Origin of the sequence: Kitasatospora sp. NBC_01266, assembly GCF_036242395.1 — a bacterium.
GTDB lineage: Bacteria > Actinomycetota > Actinomycetes > Streptomycetales > Streptomycetaceae > Kitasatospora.
In genome coordinates, this window is record NZ_CP108458.1 from 3,262,988 (window position 1) to 3,280,620 (window position 17,633).

Here is a 17,633-nt window from a genome sequence, read left to right on the forward strand (position 1 = left end):
ACACCACTAGTGGTGTAGACCAGTTTGCGTACTGGCCCCGGCCGCACCCCGCCCGGTACGCCCTGCCGTGAGGAACCACCCCCATGAGTACGACTGCGCAGGCACCGTCGCCCGCCGCATCCTCGCCCTCGCCGCTGAAGCAGTTCGGGCAGAACGCCCTGCAGAGCCTGCAGAAGATCGGCCGCAGCCTCCAGCTGCCGATCGCGGTCCTCCCGGCCGCCGGCATCCTGCTGCGCCTGGGCCAGAGCGACGTCCAGGAGAAGCTGCACCTGCCGGCCAAGCTGGTCGCCACCTTCGCCGCCGCCGGGTCCGCGGTGTTCGACAACATGCCGCTGCTCTTCTGCGTCGGCATCGCCATCGGCCTGGCCAAGAAGGCGGACGGCTCCACCGCGCTGGCCGCCCTGGTCGGCTACCTGGTCTTCCACAACGTGCTGACCGTCTTCCCGATGCACGGCACGGTCACCGCCGCCAACCCGGCCGGTAACCCGCAGAACCCGGGCGTGCTCGGCGGTGTGGTCATCGGCCTGCTGAGCGCGACCCTGTGGCAGCGCTACCACCGCACCAAGCTGCCCGACTGGCTCGGCTTCTTCAACGGCCGCCGCCTGGTGCCGCTCATCATGGCCTTCGTCGGCACCTTCCTCGGCATCGCCTTCGGCCTGCTCTGGGGCCCGGTCGGCGACGCGCTGAACAGCTTCAGCAACTGGGCGATCGGCCTGGGCGCGGTCGGCTCCGGCATCTTCGGCCTGATCAACCGCGGGCTGCTGCCGGTCGGCATGCACCAGTTCGCCAACACCTTCTTCTGGCAGCAGGCGGGCACCTTCCACACCGCCGCCGGCAAGGTGGTCCAGGGTGACCTCAATCGCTTCTTCGCCGGTGACCCGACCGCCGGGCAGTTCATGTCCGGCTTCTTCCCGATCATGATGTTCGGCCTGCCGGCCGCCGCGCTGGCGATCGCGCACTGCGCCCGCCCCGAGCGCCGCAAGGCCGTCCTCGGCATGATGATGTCGCTGGCCCTGACCTCCTTCATGACCGGCATCACCGAGCCGATCGAGTTCTCCTTCCTCTTCATCGCCCCGGTCCTCTACGGCATCCACGCGGTGCTCACCGCGCTGTCGATGATGGTCACCTGGGCGCTGGGCGTGCACGACGGCTTCACCTTCTCGGCCGGCGCCATCGACTACGTCTTCAACTGGCACTTCGCCACCAAGCCGTGGCTGATCATCCCGATCGGCCTGGTCTTCGCGGTGGTCTACTACGTGGTCTTCCGCTTCGCGATCACCAAGTTCAACCTCCCGACCCCGGGCCGCGAGCCCGAGGGCGAGGAGGACGACGTCACCAAGGCGTGACCCCTCCCGCCTGAGCGCACGAGAGTGGGGCACCGGCTGCGGCCGATGCCCCACTCTCGTGCTGTCGGCCCGTCAGATCTCGTACACCGCACCGGCCTTGGCCAGCTCCACCGGCCCCTGGTAGGCGGCCTCGGCGTCGCGCAGGTTGCGCTGCGGGTCGGTCCACGGCGGGATGTGGGTGAGCACCAGGCGCTGGGCACCGGCGGCGGTGGCGTGCTCGCCGGCCTCGCGGCCGTTGAGGTGGATCGACCGGTAGGTCTCCCGGCCGTCGGTGTAGGCGGCCTCGCAGAGGAAGAGGTCGGCGTCCCGGGCCAGCTCGACCAGCTCCGGGCTCTCGCCGGTGTCGCCGGAGTAGACCAGCGAGCGGCCCGCGTGCTCGATCCGGAAGGCGTAGGCCTCGACCGGGTGGTTGACCTGGGCGGCGGTCACGGTCAGCGGGCCCAGCTCGAAGGTGCCGGGGGTGAGGGTGCGGAAGTCGAAGACCCCGGTCATTCCCGGGCGCTCGGGCATGTCGTAGGCGCGGGCGAGCCGGCCGGGGGTGTCGTGCGGGCCGTAGACCGGGAGCAGGTCGGGGCAGCCCTCCTGGCGGTAGTTGCGGGCCACCCAGTAGGCGCAGAGGTCGATGCAGTGGTCGGCGTGCAGGTGACTGAGCGCGACCGCGTCCACGTCGTAGAGGCCGACGTGGTTCTGCAGCGCGCCCAGCGCGCCGTTGCCCAGGTCGATCACCAGGCGGTAGTCGCCGGCCTCGACCAGGTAGCTGGAGCAGGGCGAGTCGGGCGACGGGAAGCTCCCCGAGCACCCCACCACAGTCAGTTTCATCCCGAGCCCCTCCGCCGGATCCAGGTCCCCGCGCACGCCGATCACCGCCGGGGTCACACCGGCGGGTAGCTGCAGCGGTCGCGTGTCGAGGGTAAGGGCGGAGCGGCACTTTGCCCCCGTCCCCGTGCCGGGCTGTGGCTGGAATCACCAGAACGGGGCGGCGCGGGGACGAGGCGCGCGCTCGGGTCACGCGCGGGTCCGCGGGGCTGTCCGGTCAGCGGTGGCCGGGGCGGCGGCGGGCCCAGGCGCGAATGGTGTCGGCGTACCAGCGGGGATGGCCGCCCTGGTCGACGAAGTCGGGGTCGGGCAGCAGGCCGTGGCGGCGGTAGTTGCGCACGGTGTCGGTCTGGACTCCGATGTGACGGGCGATCTCGGCATAGGACCACAGTTCGCCGCTGCTGTGCTGGCTGCTCATCTGGCGCCACCTCCGGGTGTGCCGTGGGCTGGTCTCGGACTTGCGTGAGCAGCTTTTCGATCCCGGGGCGGGCGACGGGCGCACGGCTGGCTCCGTAGTCATTCCGTGACAGAGCGGAAGCAGTGAACGGATAAATCATCAACTGTCACAGCCGGTACGGTCAGCACATGAATCGCTCGCTTGCCGTCCTGGCCGTCCTGGCCGCCCTGGTACTGCTGGCCCTGATCGTCTTCGCGATCGGTCGACTGCGCGGTCGACGCCCGGCCGATCCCGGCGCCCCCGCGCCGCGCACCGCGCCGGCGCCGCGCCGGACCGGCTCCGGCAGCCCGGCGCCCCGGGAGATCTGGTGGGCCGAGGTCCCCTTCGAGGACGGCACCGGCGCCAAGGACCGCCCCTGCCTGGTCCTGCGGGTGCACGGCGGCACCGCCACCGTCGCGAAGATCACCAGCAAGCACCACGCCGAGCGCCCGGGTGTCCTGGCCCTCCCCCCGGGCACCGTCGCCGACCGCCAGGGCCGGGCCAGCTGGCTGGAGCTGGACGAGCTGCGCGAGGTGGCGCTCGGCCACTTCCGCCGCCGCGTGGGCCCGGTCGACGGCCAGCTCTGGGCCCGGGTCCAGCGCGCTCGCTCGTCCGGGTGACGGCCCGGCCGCTGGACCGCTTCCGAGTCGGTCGGCATGCTGGACTTGGTCCCCACGGCTGTAGGAGAGACACCATGAGCGCTGCCGTCGTCGAGCCGGTCGCCGGCTGGGAGGAGCTCGTCCGGATCTGGGAGGAGACGGACGCTCCGGAGGGCTGCAAGGTGGAGGTCATCGAGGGGATCGTCACCGTGGCACCAACGCCCGCGAATGACCGCAACGACATCGCCGACGAGCTGCAACGACTGCTGTACAGCGTCGTCGGCCGGGACGTCGGTATCTACCAGACACAGGGGGTCTCGCTCCCCGAGAGTTCAGGTATCTACATCCCCGATCTCGCCGTCCTGCCGAAGGCCGTCCTGCGGCAACCCGGCAACCGGGTGCCCGCCGCCGAGGCGCTGCTGATCGCGGAGATCACCTCGCCGAACAACGCCGACCACGACCGCGAGAAGAAGCTCTGGGGCTACGCCCACGCGGGCGTCCCGCTCTACCTGCTGATCGACCCGCACGCACCGGCCGGCCCCACCGTCACCCTCTACAGCAGCCCGGGGAAGGGCAGTTACCGGGAGTCGACAGCGGTTCCGTTCGGCAAACCGGTCACGCTGCCCGAGCCGTTCGGGATCACCCTGGACACCGGCGTCTTCCCGCTGTCGTAGGCGCCGGACGGCGCTGCGGACGGTACCCGCTCTCGGGTGCCGTCCGCAGTGCCGTACCGATCAGGCCCAGAGCTGGCCGTGGAGCAGTTCGACCGCTTCCTCGGTGCTGGCCGCGGTGTAGATGCCGGTGGACAGGTACTTCCAGCCGCCGTCCGGCACCACGAAGACGATGTCCGCTCGGTGGCCCGCCTCGGCGGCGCGACGCCCGACGCCGATCGCCGCGTGCAGGATCGCGCCGGTCGAGACGCCGGCGAAGATGCCCTCCTCCGCGAGGAGTTCACGGGTGCGGCGGACCGAGTCGGCGGAGCCGACGCTGAACCGGGTGCTGAGCACTGCGGCGTCGTACAGCTCCGGCACGAAGCCCTCGTCCAGGTTGCGCAGCCCGTAGACCAGGTCGTCGTAGCGCGGCTCGGCGGCGACGATCTGCACGCCGGGCACCTTCTCGCGCAGGTAGCGGCCGACGCCCATCAGGGTGCCGGTGGTGCCCAGGCCCGCGACGAAGTGGGTGACGGTGGGCAGGTCGGCCAGGATCTCCGGGCCGGTGGTGGCGTAGTGCGCGCCCGCGTTGTCCGGGTTGCCGTACTGGTAGAGCATCACCCAGTCGGGGTGCTCGGCGGCCAGTTCCTTGGCCACCCGGACCGCCGTGTTGGAGCCGCCGGCGGCGGGCGAGGAGATGATCTCCGCGCCCCACATCCGGAGCAGCTCGCGCCGCTCCTCGCTGGTGTTCTCCGGCATCACGCAGACGATCCGGTAGCCCTTGAGCTTGGCGGCCATGGCCAGCGAGATGCCGGTGTTCCCGCTGGTCGGCTCCAGGACGGTGCACCCGGGGGTGAGCCGCCCGTCCGCCTCGGCCCGCTCGATCATGTGCAGCGCCGGGCGGTCCTTGATCGACCCGGTCGGGTTGCGGTCCTCCAGCTTCGCCCAGAGCGTGACCAGGCCCTGCGTGTTGCCGGGCACGGCCGCGGAGAGCCGGGGCAGCCGCACCAGCGGGGTGTTGCCGACGGCTTCGAGCGGGCTGTCGTAGCGCATTACTTGGAGCCGCCGGCCACCGCCGGAAGGATGGTGACGCTGTCGCCGTCCTTGACGCCGGTGGCGATGCCTTCCAGGAAGCGGACGTCCTCGTCGTTCAGGTAGACGTTGACGAAGCGGCGCAGCTCGCCCTTGTCCAGCAGGCGGTCGGCGATGCCCGGGTGGCGGGCTTCGAGGTCGGCGATGAGCTCCTGGAGGTTGCCCCCGGTGCCCTCGACGGCCTTGGCGCCGTCGGTGTAGGTACGGAGGATGGTCGGGATGCGGACCTCGATGGCCATGGCTGCGCTCCTGGGCAGGTGGTGGTGGGGCCGCGGGCGCGCGGCTGGGGCGGTACTGCTTCGTGAACGTGCGCTTCGTGCGGTGCGAAGGGGCGTGGTGCGCGACTCGCCGGCGGGGGCCGGGCGAGCAGGGCTCAAGCGTCGGGACAGATCGCTGCGGCGTGCCGGCACAGGTCGATGTGCAGGCGCGCCACGAGGCGGATGCCCGGGGCCTGGATGCTCACATCGACGGAACGCATGGGCTCATCGTATAGATTCCCGCCCCGGTTCCTCCATGCCCATCTCGCAGGTCGGATGATGCTGTGTCGCCCTGTGAGATTCGCGGCGGGAGCGGTCCGGCTCCGGCGGCCCCGCCGGGCGGACCGGCTCAGCCCGCCCACGCCTCGACGACCTCGACGTCTTCCTCCGTGATCACGCCATCCACGATGCGGAACGAGCGGAACTGGAAGGGGTCGTCCGCGCCGGTGCCCTCGGCGGTGGAGACCAGCACGTAGTGGGCGTTCGGCTCGGAGGCGTAGCTGACGTCGGTGCGCGAGGGGTAGGCCTCGGTCGCGGTGTGCGAGTGGTAGACGATCACCGGCTCCTCGTCCCGGTCGTCCATCTCGCGGTAGAGCTTGAACAGGTCCGCCGAGTCGAACTCGTAGAAGGTGGGCGAGCGGGCCGCGTTGAGCATCGGGATGAAGCGCTCCGGGCGGCCGCTGCCGGCCGGGCCGGCGACGACACCGCAGGCCTCGTCCGGGTGGTCGGCGCGGGCGTGGGCGACGATCGCGTCGTGCAGCTCTCGGGTGATGGTCAGCATCCGGCCAGGATAGGGCTCGCCCCGGCGGCGCCCGGGTCACTGTCCGAGTTCCGGGCGTCCCGCTGGACACCGGCCCGCCGCGACGGGCCACCGCGACCGGCCGGCGGACTCGGACCGACCGGCCTCAGCCGGTCATCGCCTCCAGCAGCGACTCCTGCATCGCGCCCAGCCAGAGGTAGGCCATCACCAGCGGCTTGCGCTCGTCGCTGTCCGGCAGGTCGTACAGGCCCTGCTCGTCCTCCTCGGTGACCTCCAGCCGCACGCCGAGGGTCAGCCGCAGGTCGTTGAGCGCGCCCAGCCAGCGCCGGCACTCCTCGGCGCTGGGGCGCAGCACCCCGCCGCTCTCCCCCAGGGCGTCCAGCGAGCGGATCACCAGCAGCGCGTCCTCGCGCTTGCGGGTGCGCAGGTCCGGCTCGGTGTAGCGGCGGAACTCGCCGGCCGCCGCCTTGGTCTGCGCGTCGGGCGCCTGCTTCGGCTCCCCGTAGGCGTCGGGGAAGAGCCGGGCCACCGCGGGGTCGCTGGGCGCCTCGGTGGGCCCCTCGGCGAAGAGTGCGGCGAACGGGTCGGCATCCGCGCCCGGCGCGGCGCCAGGGCCCGGGCCGATCAGCTCCAGCATCTGCACTTCGAGGGAGCGCAGGATGGCGGCCTCCACCTCCTCCAGCGCGATCGCCGCGCTGCCGTCGCCGGTTCGCTCGAACAACCCAGCCATCGTCAGGTAACCGTCCGGTTCTCGTAGGTGTCGATTGGTCAGCCGCGCACCGGCGCGGACTGACGGATGATCAGTGGATCAGGGGCGGACCGATCAGCGGTTCGGCTGATCAGTCGTGCTGGAGGGTGGCCCAGAGGCCGTACCCGTGCATCGCCTGCACGTCGCGCTCCATCTCCTCGCGGGTGCCGCTGGAGACCACCGCGCGGCCTCGGGTGTGCACGTCCATCATCAGCTTGCGTGCCTTCTCCTTCGGGTAGCCGAAGTAGGCCTGGAAAACGTAGAGGACATAGCTCATCAGGTTGACCGGATCGTTGTGGACGATGGTCACCCACGGTGTGTCCGGCTCCGCGACCGGGAGGCTCTCGGCCTCGGTGCGTTCGATCTCGGCCGGCGCGACACTCACGACTGGGTCTCCTCACAGCGATGGCTCGGCAGGGGCCGGGAGCGGCCCGACGGGGAACCCGGCCGCAGCCTGGAAAGGCTCCCCTGACCTCCCATGCTGCCATCCGGGGGACCTCGGAGCGATTCCGACCCGGCCGGGCGCGGGAGGTCCGGCCCGGCGCGAGACCCGGCCGCGCCATGGCGGCGGACTCACCGCCCAGGAAATCGTCAAACTGACGCTAAGTGGTAGTAGCATCATCCTCATGGACGCCCAGGCATTCGTGGCGGCGAGCTCCGCCGCGCCCACCTCGCCGACAGCCGGCTCGACCGCGCTGCTCACCGACCGCTACGAGCTCACCATGCTGCAGGCCGCGCTGCGCAGCGGCGCCGCGCACCGCCGCTCGGTCTTCGAGGTCTTCACCCGCCGCCTGCCCGAAGGCCGCCGCTACGGCGTACTGGCCGGCACCGGGCGGGTCCTCGACGCGGTGGAGAACTTCCGGTTCGACACCGCCCAGTTGGACTGGCTGGCCGACCAGCGGGTGGTCGACGAGCCGACCCTGCGCTGGCTGGCCGACTACCGCTTCCACGGCGACATCCACGGCTACCCGGAGGGCGAGGTCTACTTCCCGGGCTCGCCGCTGCTCACCGTGGAGGGCAGTTTCGCCGAGGCCGTGATCCTGGAGACGGTGATCCTCTCCATCCTCAACTTCGACTCGGCGATCGCCGCCGCCGCCTCCCGGATGACGGCCGCCGCAGGGGAGCGGCCGTGCATCGAGATGGGGGCCCGGCGCGCCCACGAGAGCGCCGCCGTCGCGGCGGCCCGCGCCGCCTACATCGCGGGCTTCGCCGCCACCTCCGACCTGGCGGCCGGGTTCACCCACGGCATCCCGACCACCGGCACCGCCGCCCACGCCTTCACCCTGCTGCACGACAGCGAGCGGGACGCCTTCACCGCACAGCTCGCCTCGATGGGCACCGGCACCACCCTGCTGGTGGACACCTTCGACCTGGCCGAGGCGGTGCGCACCGCCGTCGAGGTGGCCGGGCCCGAGCTCGGCGCGGTGCGGATCGACTCCGGCGACCTGACCCTGCTCGCCCACCGGGTCCGCCGCCAGCTGGACGAGCTCGGGGCAGCCAAGACCCGGATCATCGTCACCTCCGACCTCGACGAGTACGCGATCGCCGCACTGGCCGCCGCCCCGGTGGACGGCTACGGGGTGGGCACCAGCCTGGTCACCGGCAGCGGACACCCGACCTGCGCGATGGTCTACAAGCTGGTCGCCCGGGCCGGCTCGACCGATCCCGACGCGCCGCTGATCCCGGTGGCCAAGCGCTCGGCCGGTGCCAAGTCGAGCGTGGGCGGGCGCAAGTGGGCGGCCCGGCGGCCCGACGCGGACGGCGTGGCCGAGGCCGAGGTGGTGGGCACCGGGCCGCTGCCGGAGCAGCTCGCGCCGTACGCGCTGCACGTGCCGCTGATGCGCGCGGGCGAGGTGGTCGGGCGTGAGCCGCTGACCGCCGCGCGCGAGCGGCACCTGCGGGCCCGGGCCGCGCTGCCGCTGTCGGCCACCCAGCTCTCCAAGGGCGATCCGGTGCTGGGCACCGAGCTGCTGCTGCACTGAGCCGATGGTGAACTGATGTCGCGCCGATCCCGCGCGCCGAGGCCGCGCCGAAGCGCTGCGGCAGCCCTTCCGCCCCTCACCGCCACTCCCTAGAGTGGCCACACTCCACTCCTCTACCCCCACCGACCGCCAGCGAGGAAGCCAGCCATGCAACGGGCCCTGATCGTCATCGATGTGCAGAACGACTTCTGCGAGGGCGGCAGCCTCCCGGTCGCCGGTGGCGCTGAGGTGGCGGCCGCGATCACCGAACTGATCGCCACCGCCCGGGACGAGTACAGCCACATCCTGGCCACCCGTGACCACCACCACGACCCCGGAGCGCACTTCTCCGCCGAGCCCGACTTCGTGGACAGCTGGCCGCCGCACTGCGTGGCCGGGACCGAAGGGGTCGGCTTCCACCCCAACTTCGCGCCCTCGGTGACCTCGGGCGCGATCGAGGCGGTCTTCGACAAGGGCGCGTACTCGGCCGCGTACAGCGGCTTCGAAGGCTTCGACGAGAACGGCAGCACGCTGGCCCAGTGGCTGCGCGCGCGGTCCGTCGAGGCGGTCGACCTGGTCGGCATCGCCACCGACCACTGCGTCCGGGCCACGGCGCTGGACGCCGTGCGGGAGGGGTTCGCCACCCGGGTCCTGCTCGACCTGACGGCGGGGGTGGCGCCCGCGACCACGGCCGCCGCGCTCGACCAGCTGCGCGAGGCCGGGGTGGAGCTGGCCGGGACTCCGGCCCTGGGCTGAGCACCGGTCCTCGGGGCCGGGCGTGGCTGTCTCGGTACCGGGAGCCTCGGGGCCAGGGGCCGGCCCGGGGGTGTCGCCCGGCCGGCCCTAGCCCTCCGTCAGCAGCAGCTCCACCACGTCCGCGCCGCCGGCCAGGAAGGCCTGCCGCAGCTCCTCGGCCACCACCGCGGGCTCGGCGGCCGACCGGCCACCGGTCAGGTGGACCACCCGCACCCCCAGGTACTCCATCCGGTGCTGACCCGCCCGCACCCAGGCCTGCTCGCCCTCGCTGACGCAGCGCAGCTCGGAGTCCACCTCGACCGCCACCCCGGCCTGCGGCCAGTACAGGTCCGGCACCGCGACGAAGGTGCCGCCGCGCATCCGCAGCTCGGGCCCGACCAGCGGCTCCGGCAGCAGCTCGGCGGCGGCCAGCTCGACGATCGAGCTGATCGCCGACTCCCGCTCGGCGGCCAGCAGTTCGTCCAGCGCGGCCCGGATCCGGGGCACCTCGACGAGGTTCGCCTCCCGCAGTTCGGCGATCAGCTCGGCGGGCGTGCAGGCCGGGTGCCCGTAAGGGGCGACGGCGACCGCCTCGCGCAGCACCGAGCGCAGCGCCCGCGGCCCGAGCACGACCCGCTCCGCGGCCGGCTCGGCCCCGTGGTCCTCGACGGCGTCGCTCACGTCGCTGGCGTCGCTGGCGTCACTCTCGGGGGAGCCGAGCCACTCGCGCAGCGCGTCCGCGACCGCCCTGGCCACCGGCGCGCAGGCCAGTCCGTGCACGTCGCTGGCCACCAACTCCCGCGCGGTGCGCTGGATCCGCACCTCCCCCGCGTCCCGCAACCGGCGCTGCCTGGGCACCAGCACCTGCACCCCGGTGACGGCCGGCAGCCGGGGCACCGCACTGAAGCCGTAGAGCGCGAGCGCGGCCGCGCCAGTGATCAGCGCGCCTTCTCGGCACCCGGCCTCGCGACCGTTCTGCGCCGCGTACAGCAGGGCCGCCCACATCCGCTGCTCCGGCGTCGGAGTCCCGGTCTGGAGCAGGTAGACCCGGGGTAGCAGGCGCTGCCAGGGACCGCCGCGCCGGCAGTGCTCACTGACCACTCGGGACGGAACTCCCCTGGCACGCAGCTGACTTGCCGTGATCACGTTCTGCTGACGCCGGGCCAGCTCTTCCAGCGAGGGGACGGAGGAGGGAATCTGGTAGCTCATGCGACAACCCTCCCCTGTCACCCGGTCGCCGCATCCTTAACCTGACGCACCGTTACGGAACCGTCGTCAAATCGGGACAGCCCCGCACTAAAGTCGCCATACCCTCACTCAAACGGAGTAATTGGGCGCAAAGTACTTGCGGATTGCGCCAGCTGCCGATTCGAGCGACCCGGCGGTGACCGCTGTGACTCCTGTCATGCTGGAAAGGTGATCGAATCCGGCTGGCAGCGGGCTCGATCCGACCGGCAGAATCGTGATCACCGGCGGGGCGAACCACGCGAGGCCGGAGGATCCCGGGGGAAGAGCATGTTCAGGACCGCCGCCACACCGCGCACCGATCCCGCCGCCGAGCCGGCCGCTGAACCGGCCGCCGCGCGGCCGAAGGGGCTGGCCGCCGTCACGGAGCCGATCAGCGAGCTGCGGCTGCCGGTCTGGTTCTTCGGCTTCGAGGCCGTCTTCGCCGGCGCCTTCGACCTGTTCAAGGCGTTTCCGGCGGTACTGCCGGCGCTCGGCGTGCTGGTCATCGTCAACATCGCCGTCTCGATGACCCTGATGCGCAAGCGGCTGCGCCTGGCCAAGGCACTGTGGCGCGGCAAGGAGACCCGCAAGGTCGCCATCGGCCTGGTCGCCCTGCGGCTCGGCAGCCACTTCGCGCTCAACGCCGTCGGCGTCGCGGTCACCTCCACCGCCGCGCACGTGGCCTACGCCGTGCTGCTGGGCGCCATCACCATCGGCCTGCTCGCCTTCACCCAGCAGGCCGCGCTGCGCGCCCTGGAGAAGAGCCGGGCGAACGCCGCCCAGACGGACCCCGCGGCCGCGGCTGCCGAGCCGCTGGACGCCGCGCCGGTGGCATGATCCGATGTGACCCGGGCCACGCGCTCCCGGGTACGCCCTCCGAAGAACCGGCCCGCGGGTATTGCCTACCATCAGGGCATGCCATATGACGAGACATCAGGTCTGAGCGCGGCACAGCTGCGCCTGGGCCGGCTACCCGGATACGTCCGGCAGCCCGACCCCGCCCGCCGGGCCGGCGAGCGGGGTTCGACGTACAAGAAGGGCTGGGAGGTGCGCTTCACGGCCCGCAGTGAGGCGGAGATAGCGGAGATCCGCGAACTGCTCATAGCAGCAGGGTTCGCGCCCGCCCGGCCGTTCTTCAAAGGCCAGCAGTTGATCCAGCCGGTGTACGGCATGGCGGTGGTGCGGACCTACCTGGAGGCCCGCGAACTGGTCGCCTGAGCGAGTCTCCCTCCGGCCGCACCGCGCCACAGCACCACCGCACTTCGAACGACCGAACCACCGCACACCGAAATACCGCAGTACCGAACCACCGCAGTCCGAAGCACTATCCGGCAGCCGCGGCGCGAGCCCGGGCGGCGTCCACCTGGTCCAGGTGCTCCCCGGCCCACACGCAGGCGGCATTCATCGGACCGAACAGCGAGTGACCCAGCGCGGTCAACTCGTACTCCACGCGGGGCGGGTTCTCCTCGAACTCGGTCCGGGTCAGCAGCCCGTCCCGCTCCAGCGCGCGCAGCGTCTGTGCCAGCACCTTGGACGTGATGCCGCGCAGCGGCACCTTGAGCTCGGAGAACCGTCGCGGCCCCGGCTCCAGACACCGCAGGATCAGCCAGCTCCACTTGTCGCCGACCTTGAACGGCATCGGGCGCTCCAGACAGAGCGGATCGAACAGGTCCGGCGGCAGCGGCGCGGGCGGCGCCGGAGCGAAGACGTCGCCGCTGCTCACCGCTGGTTCGACTGCGGCTGGGACTCCCGGTGCGGCTCGAGGAACTCCAGCCGGTTGCCGAGCCTGTCGAAGGCGTAGAACCGGTCGTGGCCCGGGAACTCCCCGTCCCACTGCACCGGATGGCCGTGCGCCTCCAGCCGCGCCGCCAGCGCCGGCAGCCCGTTCACCAGGATCCCCGGGTGCGCCTCCCGAGCCGGGACGAAGTCGTCAGATGTTGCCATGCGGTGACCTTATCTTCGGGTATACGGATTGTCAGGGGCCCCGCTGACGCTTCTCCTACGGCGAGCCGGGTCTCGGCACCGGTCAAGGCGAACCCGTGCCGTCGAACGGGGGCGGGGGCGGGGGCAGGTAGGCGGCAGGGGCTTCCACGGGCCGACGGGTGCCCCGACGGATCAGGACGGCCACACCGAGCACGATCAGCACGAGCACCCCACCGCCGGCCCCGTAGAGCCACACCGGAGTGCCGCTGCCACCACTGGCCGCCTGGAACACGGGCACCGGCGACGACGTGTCCGGCGCGCCCTGGGACTCGACCCGGCTGAGCAGCGGGTTGTCCTTCGGCCCATCGTCCACAGCCGGGTTGGGGGCAAGGGACTTGGAGGGCGAGGCGATGCCGTAGCCGTAGTGGTCGTTGGGCACCTTGCTGTGATCGGGGGGCGCTGCGGCACTGGTGATCATGCGTCGGATCACCTGACCGGCAGAGAGGGCGGGGTACTTGGAGCGGACGAGGGCGGCGATGGCGGAGACGTAGGCGGTGGCGTCGGAGGTGCCGGTCGCGTAGCGGTAGTCGCTGGTAATGCCGGCGCTGTAGATGCCCACTCCAGGCGCGACCAGGGTGACCTCGGGGCCGTAGTTCGAGTGATCCCAGACGTTGCCCAGACGGTCGATGGCGCCGACGGCAACGACACCGGGGAAGGCGGCGGGGTAGGAGACTACGGAGCCCAAGTTGCCAGTTCCAGCTACAAGGACGACATCGTGCGCGACTGCGTAGGCCACGGCAGCCCGATCATCGGGGCTAGTGCGCATCGCACCTGCGAAGGACATGTTGACGACCTTCGCACCGTGATCGACCGCATAACGAAGAGCCTCAGGAAATTTGAAGTCGGGGCCCGCTTGAACATCTCCCACGTCTTCGAGATACACGCGCACCGGGAGAATCTTGGCCTTCGGCGCCAACCCCATGACTCCGGCCTGGTCCCCGTGACCATGACCCGCGATGATGCTGGCCATTCCTGTACCGTGCCCGTCGTCGTCCACCCGACCGTCGGTCTGGTTGCCAGAGAAGTCAGCACCTGGCAGGACCTGACCAGTCAGGTCCTGCTGATCCGGATACACCCCTGTGTCGATCACGGCGACCGTCACGCCGTCACCCTGGCTGATCGGCCACACATCGGTCGCGGCCTTGTATGCCTGCAACGCCCATTGCTGATCACGGATGTTGTCCGCGAGGGCCGGTCCAGCTGCCAGCCCCCACACCAGCGCCCCCGCAGCAAGTACGGCCATCCCCCGCACCGGCCGACGACTCGCCACTGTCAGTCACCCCATTCCTCGGAACTGTCACTTGGGACGATGGCTCATTCCACCACGCTCGGATTGACGGCCTCATCCGCCATCCAGGTCTCCTCGTCCTCCACGAGATAGTCAGGCCGCTTGCCCTCCCGACGCTTCTTGCGGCGAGCCTGCTGCGTCTCGCCCAGCAGGAACCCAGGCCCGCGCTCCTCCATCTCCTCCATCTCCGCACCGGCCTCTGAAGACATCCGCCCCTGCGCACCCAACCCAGTACCGCCCTCGGTAAAGGCATCGCGGGGGCCACCCACGGCACGACCACCGACCATCTCGCCCCCGCCGATCTCACCGCCGTTACCCTCCCGGGTCGCCCCACCACGCAGGTAGCCACTCGGACGGCCGGTGTCAGCCTGTTCCACGCTGCCACCAGCGAACGCCCGCGAATCCGTCGCGAAGGACCGCCCAGCACTGCCACCGAATCCCATAGAGAGCGGGCCACCGCTGGCGGTACCGCCAGCGACGGCGTTGCCGGGAGCCCCAACCGCACCAAAATGTGGTGTCTTACTTCCAGTGGCGCCAGCGCCGGCTAGTCCGGTGCCACTGCTCACGATCTGCGGCCGGACGAGAGAAGTTGGCGACTCAGCGACTGGGTGCACCTCCTGGCTACTTCCCGGCGTGTCCGCACCGATGGCAGTCGACTTCGAAGGTTTAGGCGCCGGATTTGCGATGCCTCCCTTGATTTCGAAGTCGCTGGAGGCAGCCGCCTCAGCTGACCGCGCACGCGACGAACTAGTCTGACTATCCGTCATAATACTGACCGCCCGGGTGTTCTCTGGTGCGGTGACATGGCCACCGACAGCACCAAGTCCAGCGCCCATAACAAATGCGGTCAGGGCCGCTGACGCACTCTGGTCCGGCGGCGGCACATTCGACTCGTCGATGTTATTGATCGCCGGCGGCTTCAACACCGGCGTCGCCGTCCGGTACTTGTTCGCCAGCGTCTGCATCACCGCAACCGCTTCGGCCTTCTTCTGGTCCTTGATCGGCGTCTGCGTGCTGTCGTCCTGGATCCCCACCGCGTTCTGCGCGGTGTCGGAGATCGCGTTCCCCACCTGGGCCCAGAAGCCGGGCTCCTCGGGCATGTCGTGTTTGGCCTGGTCGATCGCCTCGGACATCATCTGCAGCGTATTGGCCGCGTCGTTCGCATAGGAGGCGGTGTTGTTGACGTTGTTGGCCAGCGTGGTCATCTTGTCGTAGAACGCATTGCTGCTGTTGCCCTGCCAGTTGTCGGTGGCGGTGTTCGAAGCGGCGTCCAGCGCGGCGCGGATCTGCTTCAAGGTCTCGGCCGCCCGACGCCAGGGGTCGCTGGCGGCCATCACGTCGCCGGAGTTCAGCGCGTGGACCATCTTCCGCAGGGCGGAGTGGCTGTACGTATTGAAGTCGGTGATGTCCGAGCTCATGAGCCCAGGCCTCCAGTCCCGTGAGCGGTCGCCATCCTCACCATGTGGGCAACCCCGACGAGCCGCTGCCCGCCCCGTCGGTCGGGACCGTCGCCGACTGGTCCACCGGCTGATCGGACTGGCCCGCCGTCCCGTCCTTGGCAACTCCGTCCTTCGCCCCTGCGCCCCCCGCAACTCCGCCCCCCGCACCTCCACCCCCCGCCGCACCCGGGCCGGCCGATCCCGCCGCCTTGCGCCCTGCCACAGCCCCTGCGGCAACTCCGGCCACCGCAGCGCCGTAGCCGGCAACCGACGAAGCGGAGAGGGGGGCGCCGACCGACCAGCCGTCCGAGGAGACCTGGAGGCTGCGGGCGGTCTCGTGCTCCTGGTTCTCGTAGTTGCTGGCGGTCAGGTCGGCCTTGCGCTGGGCGTCGTCGATCGCTTCCTGGAGCATGGTGAGCACGTCACGCAGGCCGTCGCGCATCAGGCCGTACTGGTCGTACAGGGCCGTCGCCTCGGCGAACTCGCCGAACGAGGTGCTGCCCACGCCGGTTCTGGCGTGGGTGGTCGAGCCGTCGGCGCTCTGCTGGAACTCCGCCAGCAGGCCGCGCACCTGGCCCGCGAACGCCCGCAGGCTGTCCACCTCGACCTGGTAGCCCGACCCCGCGCCGCCCGCCGTCCCGGGCCCGCTGCTGCCGCCGTCGGTCACGGTTCGCGCCTCCCCGTCGTGTTCCCGTCAGCCCTGACCCGGCCCAGCCTCCCAAGTATTGGACCCGACGCCAACCCCGCCGTCCAACAGCGGCCCGTGCATCCACCGTCCCCCGACGTACCGTCAGGAGGCCGCCAGGGTGCGGCGGCAGAGCGAATCCGCGTGGCGAGTGGTCTCGGGCAGGCGGTAGCGCGGTGTCAGGGCGAGGACGCAGGAGACCGCTTCGGTCAGCCCGATCCGGTGACCCACCGACACGAAGACCGGCTTCACCCCCGCGCGGGTACGCACCGCGCGCCCGACCTCCTCACCGGTCTCCCGGTCGAGCAGCGGGGACCAGGCGCCGCGCTCGGGCGCCGGGTCCTGGTAGGTGAAGCTGAACGGGGTCTTGGCGGCACCCAGGGTCGGCAGGCCGGTCAGCACGCCGAGGTGGCTGGCCAGGCCGAGGCGGCGCGGGTGGGCCAGACCGTAGCCGTCGCAGACCACCAGGTCGGGGCGGTGTCGCAGTCCGGCCAGGGCGTCGACCACGGCGGGGAGTTCGCGGAAGGCCAGCAGGCCGGGCAGGTAGGGGAAGGCGACAGGGCCGACGGCGGTGGACTGCTCGACCACCTCCAGGGTGGCCAGGTCGAGCAGCACGGCCGCGGCGGCGACGGTGTTCCGCTCGTCGTCGTACGCCACGTCCACGCCCGCGACCAGCGCGCCCGGGGCGGGGGCGGGCCCGTGCGGCTCGACCAGCGGGCGCAGCCGTTGCTGCTCCGCGAGTGCCGCCGCCTCGGTGCGCGGCCAACTCGACGGCTCGACGGGCACGATCGTGCTCTGCGGCACGCTCACCAGCTCCCCCAGGGTCGGTACGGACTTCGCGCCCCACGCTACCGAGCCACCCCGCCCAGCCCGCGCCCCGCCGTCCTCAGTTCGTCGAGACCACCACGGTCTTCGCCGCCTTGTCGTGCAGGCACTGCCGGTACGGCTTGTCGAAGACGCCGAACAGGCCGTCGACCAGCCACCAGAGTCCGCAGCAGATCACGGCGGGCAGCACGAAGACGGCGGCGCGGGTCCAGGCGACCGAGCCGACGGGGCTACTGCCGTCGGCCAGCATCGCGACCCGGACGTTCATCACCTTCTTGCCGAGGGTCTGGCCGTCACGCGAGAGCATCAGGCCGTCGTAGACGAAGAAGAGGGCGTAGAAGACCCAGACACCGTCGGTCCAGCCGGTGCGGTTGGAGAAGCCGGTGAACGGCAGGACCACCACGAACGCGACCACCTGGACGATCAGGTAGTCGATCACCAGGGCCAGGATGCGCTGCGGCCAGCTGCCGAGCGGCGGCATCCCGGCGACCGGAGCGGGCCCGCCGGCCGGTGTGCCGTACGGGGGCGGCGCCCCGTACGGACCACCGCCGCCGTACGGACCACCGCCGCCGTAGGGGTCACCCCCGTACTGCCCGACCTGCGGGGCGTTGCCGTCGTACGGGGAGCCGTCGGCGGGCGGCGGACTGTCCTGGGGCGGCGGGTCCGACTTCGGCGGCTGCTTGTCGAAGGGGGGCTTGCCGCCCCCTTCCGGCTCCGGGCTCGAAGGGTCGTAGCTGCTCATACGGAGAGTAGAACACCGGAAATCGTACTTTCTATGGATATTTG

22 protein-coding genes and 1 pseudogene are annotated in these 17,633 nt (G+C 71.2%); 7 read left to right on the forward strand and 16 right to left on the reverse strand.

The window, feature by feature from the left end:
- Positions 1–83: 83 nt before the first annotated feature.
- Positions 84–1,346, forward strand: coding sequence for a PTS transporter subunit EIIC (locus OG403_RS13845; RefSeq protein WP_329564479.1), 1,263 nt, complete (start codon positions 84–86; stop codon positions 1,344–1,346).
- Between the two features lie 72 nt (positions 1,347–1,418).
- Here OG403_RS13845 and OG403_RS13850 read toward each other — a convergent pair whose 3' ends face one another.
- On the reverse strand, positions 1,419–2,165 hold the full coding sequence (locus tag OG403_RS13850) for an MBL fold metallo-hydrolase (protein ID WP_329564481.1): 747 nt from the start codon (positions 2,163–2,165) through the stop codon (positions 1,419–1,421).
- Positions 2,166–2,379: 214 nt separating this feature from the next.
- Complete coding sequence (locus OG403_RS13855; RefSeq protein WP_329564483.1) at positions 2,380–2,580, reverse strand: MerR family transcriptional regulator; 201 nt, start codon at positions 2,578–2,580, stop codon at positions 2,380–2,382.
- Positions 2,581–2,747: 167 nt separating this feature from the next.
- Here OG403_RS13855 and OG403_RS13860 point away from each other — a divergent pair, with 167 nt between their 5' ends.
- Both OG403_RS13860 and OG403_RS13865 read left to right on the forward strand, forming a co-directional pair.
- Positions 2,748–3,218 carry a type II toxin-antitoxin system PemK/MazF family toxin gene (locus OG403_RS13860; RefSeq protein WP_329564485.1) on the forward strand — a complete coding sequence of 157 codons (471 nt, stop codon included), beginning with the start codon at positions 2,748–2,750 and terminating at the stop codon, positions 3,216–3,218.
- A 74-nt stretch (positions 3,219–3,292) separates the two neighbouring features.
- Positions 3,293–3,871 carry a Uma2 family endonuclease gene (locus OG403_RS13865; protein ID WP_329564487.1) on the forward strand — a complete coding sequence of 193 codons (579 nt, stop codon included), beginning with the start codon at positions 3,293–3,295 and terminating at the stop codon, positions 3,869–3,871.
- Positions 3,872–3,931: 60 nt separating this feature from the next.
- Here the strand turns inward: OG403_RS13865 and OG403_RS13870 are convergent, their stop codons facing one another.
- From OG403_RS13870 to clpS, 6 genes are all read right to left on the reverse strand, one after another.
- Positions 3,932–4,900: a PLP-dependent cysteine synthase family protein gene (locus tag OG403_RS13870; protein WP_329564489.1), complete on the reverse strand. Its 969-nt coding sequence runs from the start codon at positions 4,898–4,900 to the stop codon at positions 3,932–3,934.
- Positions 4,900–5,178 (reverse strand): MoaD/ThiS family protein, encoded by a 279-nt coding sequence (locus tag OG403_RS13875; protein ID WP_329564491.1) that lies wholly within the window; start codon positions 5,176–5,178, stop codon positions 4,900–4,902. The genes OG403_RS13870 and OG403_RS13875 overlap by 1 nt, the downstream gene beginning before the upstream one ends.
- Positions 5,179–5,312: 134 nt before the next feature.
- Positions 5,313–5,417, reverse strand: coding sequence for a putative leader peptide (locus OG403_RS13880; protein ID WP_329564493.1), 105 nt, complete (start codon positions 5,415–5,417; stop codon positions 5,313–5,315).
- A gap of 128 nt (positions 5,418–5,545) precedes the next feature.
- Positions 5,546–5,977, reverse strand: a complete 432-nt coding sequence (locus OG403_RS13885; RefSeq protein WP_329564495.1) for a M67 family metallopeptidase — start codon at positions 5,975–5,977, stop codon at positions 5,546–5,548.
- Positions 5,978–6,101: 124 nt separating this feature from the next.
- A complete protein-coding gene (locus tag OG403_RS13890; RefSeq protein WP_329564496.1) occupies positions 6,102–6,686 on the reverse strand; it encodes a DUF2017 domain-containing protein in 585 nt (194 codons plus the stop codon).
- A gap of 109 nt (positions 6,687–6,795) precedes the next feature.
- Positions 6,796–7,089: an ATP-dependent Clp protease adapter ClpS gene (clpS, locus tag OG403_RS13895; protein ID WP_280693537.1), complete on the reverse strand. Its 294-nt coding sequence runs from the start codon at positions 7,087–7,089 to the stop codon at positions 6,796–6,798.
- A gap of 241 nt (positions 7,090–7,330) precedes the next feature.
- Between clpS and OG403_RS13900 the strand changes: the two genes are divergently transcribed.
- Positions 7,331–8,686, forward strand: a complete 1,356-nt coding sequence (locus tag OG403_RS13900; protein WP_329564500.1) for a nicotinate phosphoribosyltransferase — start codon at positions 7,331–7,333, stop codon at positions 8,684–8,686.
- A 147-nt stretch (positions 8,687–8,833) separates the two neighbouring features.
- The gene (locus tag OG403_RS13905; protein ID WP_329564502.1) at positions 8,834–9,421 is read left to right on the forward strand and encodes an isochorismatase family protein; all 588 of its coding nucleotides are present in this window, start codon (positions 8,834–8,836) and stop codon (positions 9,419–9,421) included.
- A gap of 87 nt (positions 9,422–9,508) precedes the next feature.
- Here OG403_RS13905 and OG403_RS13910 read toward each other — a convergent pair whose 3' ends face one another.
- Positions 9,509–10,609 (reverse strand): type IV toxin-antitoxin system AbiEi family antitoxin domain-containing protein, encoded by a 1,101-nt coding sequence (locus OG403_RS13910; protein WP_329564504.1) that lies wholly within the window; start codon positions 10,607–10,609, stop codon positions 9,509–9,511.
- 306 nt (positions 10,610–10,915) lie between these two features.
- Between OG403_RS13910 and OG403_RS13915 the strand changes: the two genes are divergently transcribed.
- Together OG403_RS13915 and OG403_RS13920 are read left to right on the forward strand one after the other, a co-directional pair.
- Positions 10,916–11,464: a hypothetical protein gene (locus OG403_RS13915; protein WP_329564506.1), complete on the forward strand. Its 549-nt coding sequence runs from the start codon at positions 10,916–10,918 to the stop codon at positions 11,462–11,464.
- Positions 11,465–11,542: 78 nt separating this feature from the next.
- Positions 11,543–11,845: a hypothetical protein gene (locus tag OG403_RS13920; protein ID WP_280693532.1), complete on the forward strand. Its 303-nt coding sequence runs from the start codon at positions 11,543–11,545 to the stop codon at positions 11,843–11,845.
- 106 nt (positions 11,846–11,951) lie between these two features.
- Here OG403_RS13920 and OG403_RS13925 read toward each other — a convergent pair whose 3' ends face one another.
- From OG403_RS13925 to OG403_RS13955, 7 genes and pseudogenes are all read right to left on the reverse strand, one after another.
- Positions 11,952–12,350 (reverse strand): winged helix-turn-helix transcriptional regulator, encoded by a 399-nt coding sequence (locus OG403_RS13925; RefSeq protein WP_329564508.1) that lies wholly within the window; start codon positions 12,348–12,350, stop codon positions 11,952–11,954.
- Positions 12,347–12,556, reverse strand: a pseudogene (locus OG403_RS13930) (glyoxalase); the annotation flags it as partial. The gene OG403_RS13925 and the pseudogene OG403_RS13930, both read right to left, overlap by 4 nt.
- 97 nt (positions 12,557–12,653) lie before the next feature.
- A complete protein-coding gene (locus OG403_RS13935) occupies positions 12,654–13,853 on the reverse strand; it encodes a S8 family serine peptidase (protein WP_329564510.1) in 1,200 nt (399 codons plus the stop codon).
- Positions 13,854–13,924: 71 nt separating this feature from the next.
- Entirely contained in the window at positions 13,925–15,316 is a 1,392-nt protein-coding gene (locus OG403_RS13940; protein WP_329564512.1) for a WXG100 family type VII secretion target, read from the reverse strand.
- 37 nt (positions 15,317–15,353) lie between these two features.
- Positions 15,354–16,004, reverse strand: coding sequence for a hypothetical protein (locus OG403_RS13945; RefSeq protein ID WP_329564514.1), 651 nt, complete (start codon positions 16,002–16,004; stop codon positions 15,354–15,356).
- Positions 16,005–16,127: 123 nt separating this feature from the next.
- A complete protein-coding gene (locus OG403_RS13950; RefSeq protein WP_329564516.1) occupies positions 16,128–16,826 on the reverse strand; it encodes an endonuclease V in 699 nt (232 codons plus the stop codon).
- Between the two features lie 82 nt (positions 16,827–16,908).
- On the reverse strand, positions 16,909–17,589 hold the full coding sequence (locus tag OG403_RS13955) for an RDD family protein (RefSeq protein ID WP_329564519.1): 681 nt from the start codon (positions 17,587–17,589) through the stop codon (positions 16,909–16,911).
- Between the last annotated feature and the right edge of the window lie 44 nt (positions 17,590–17,633).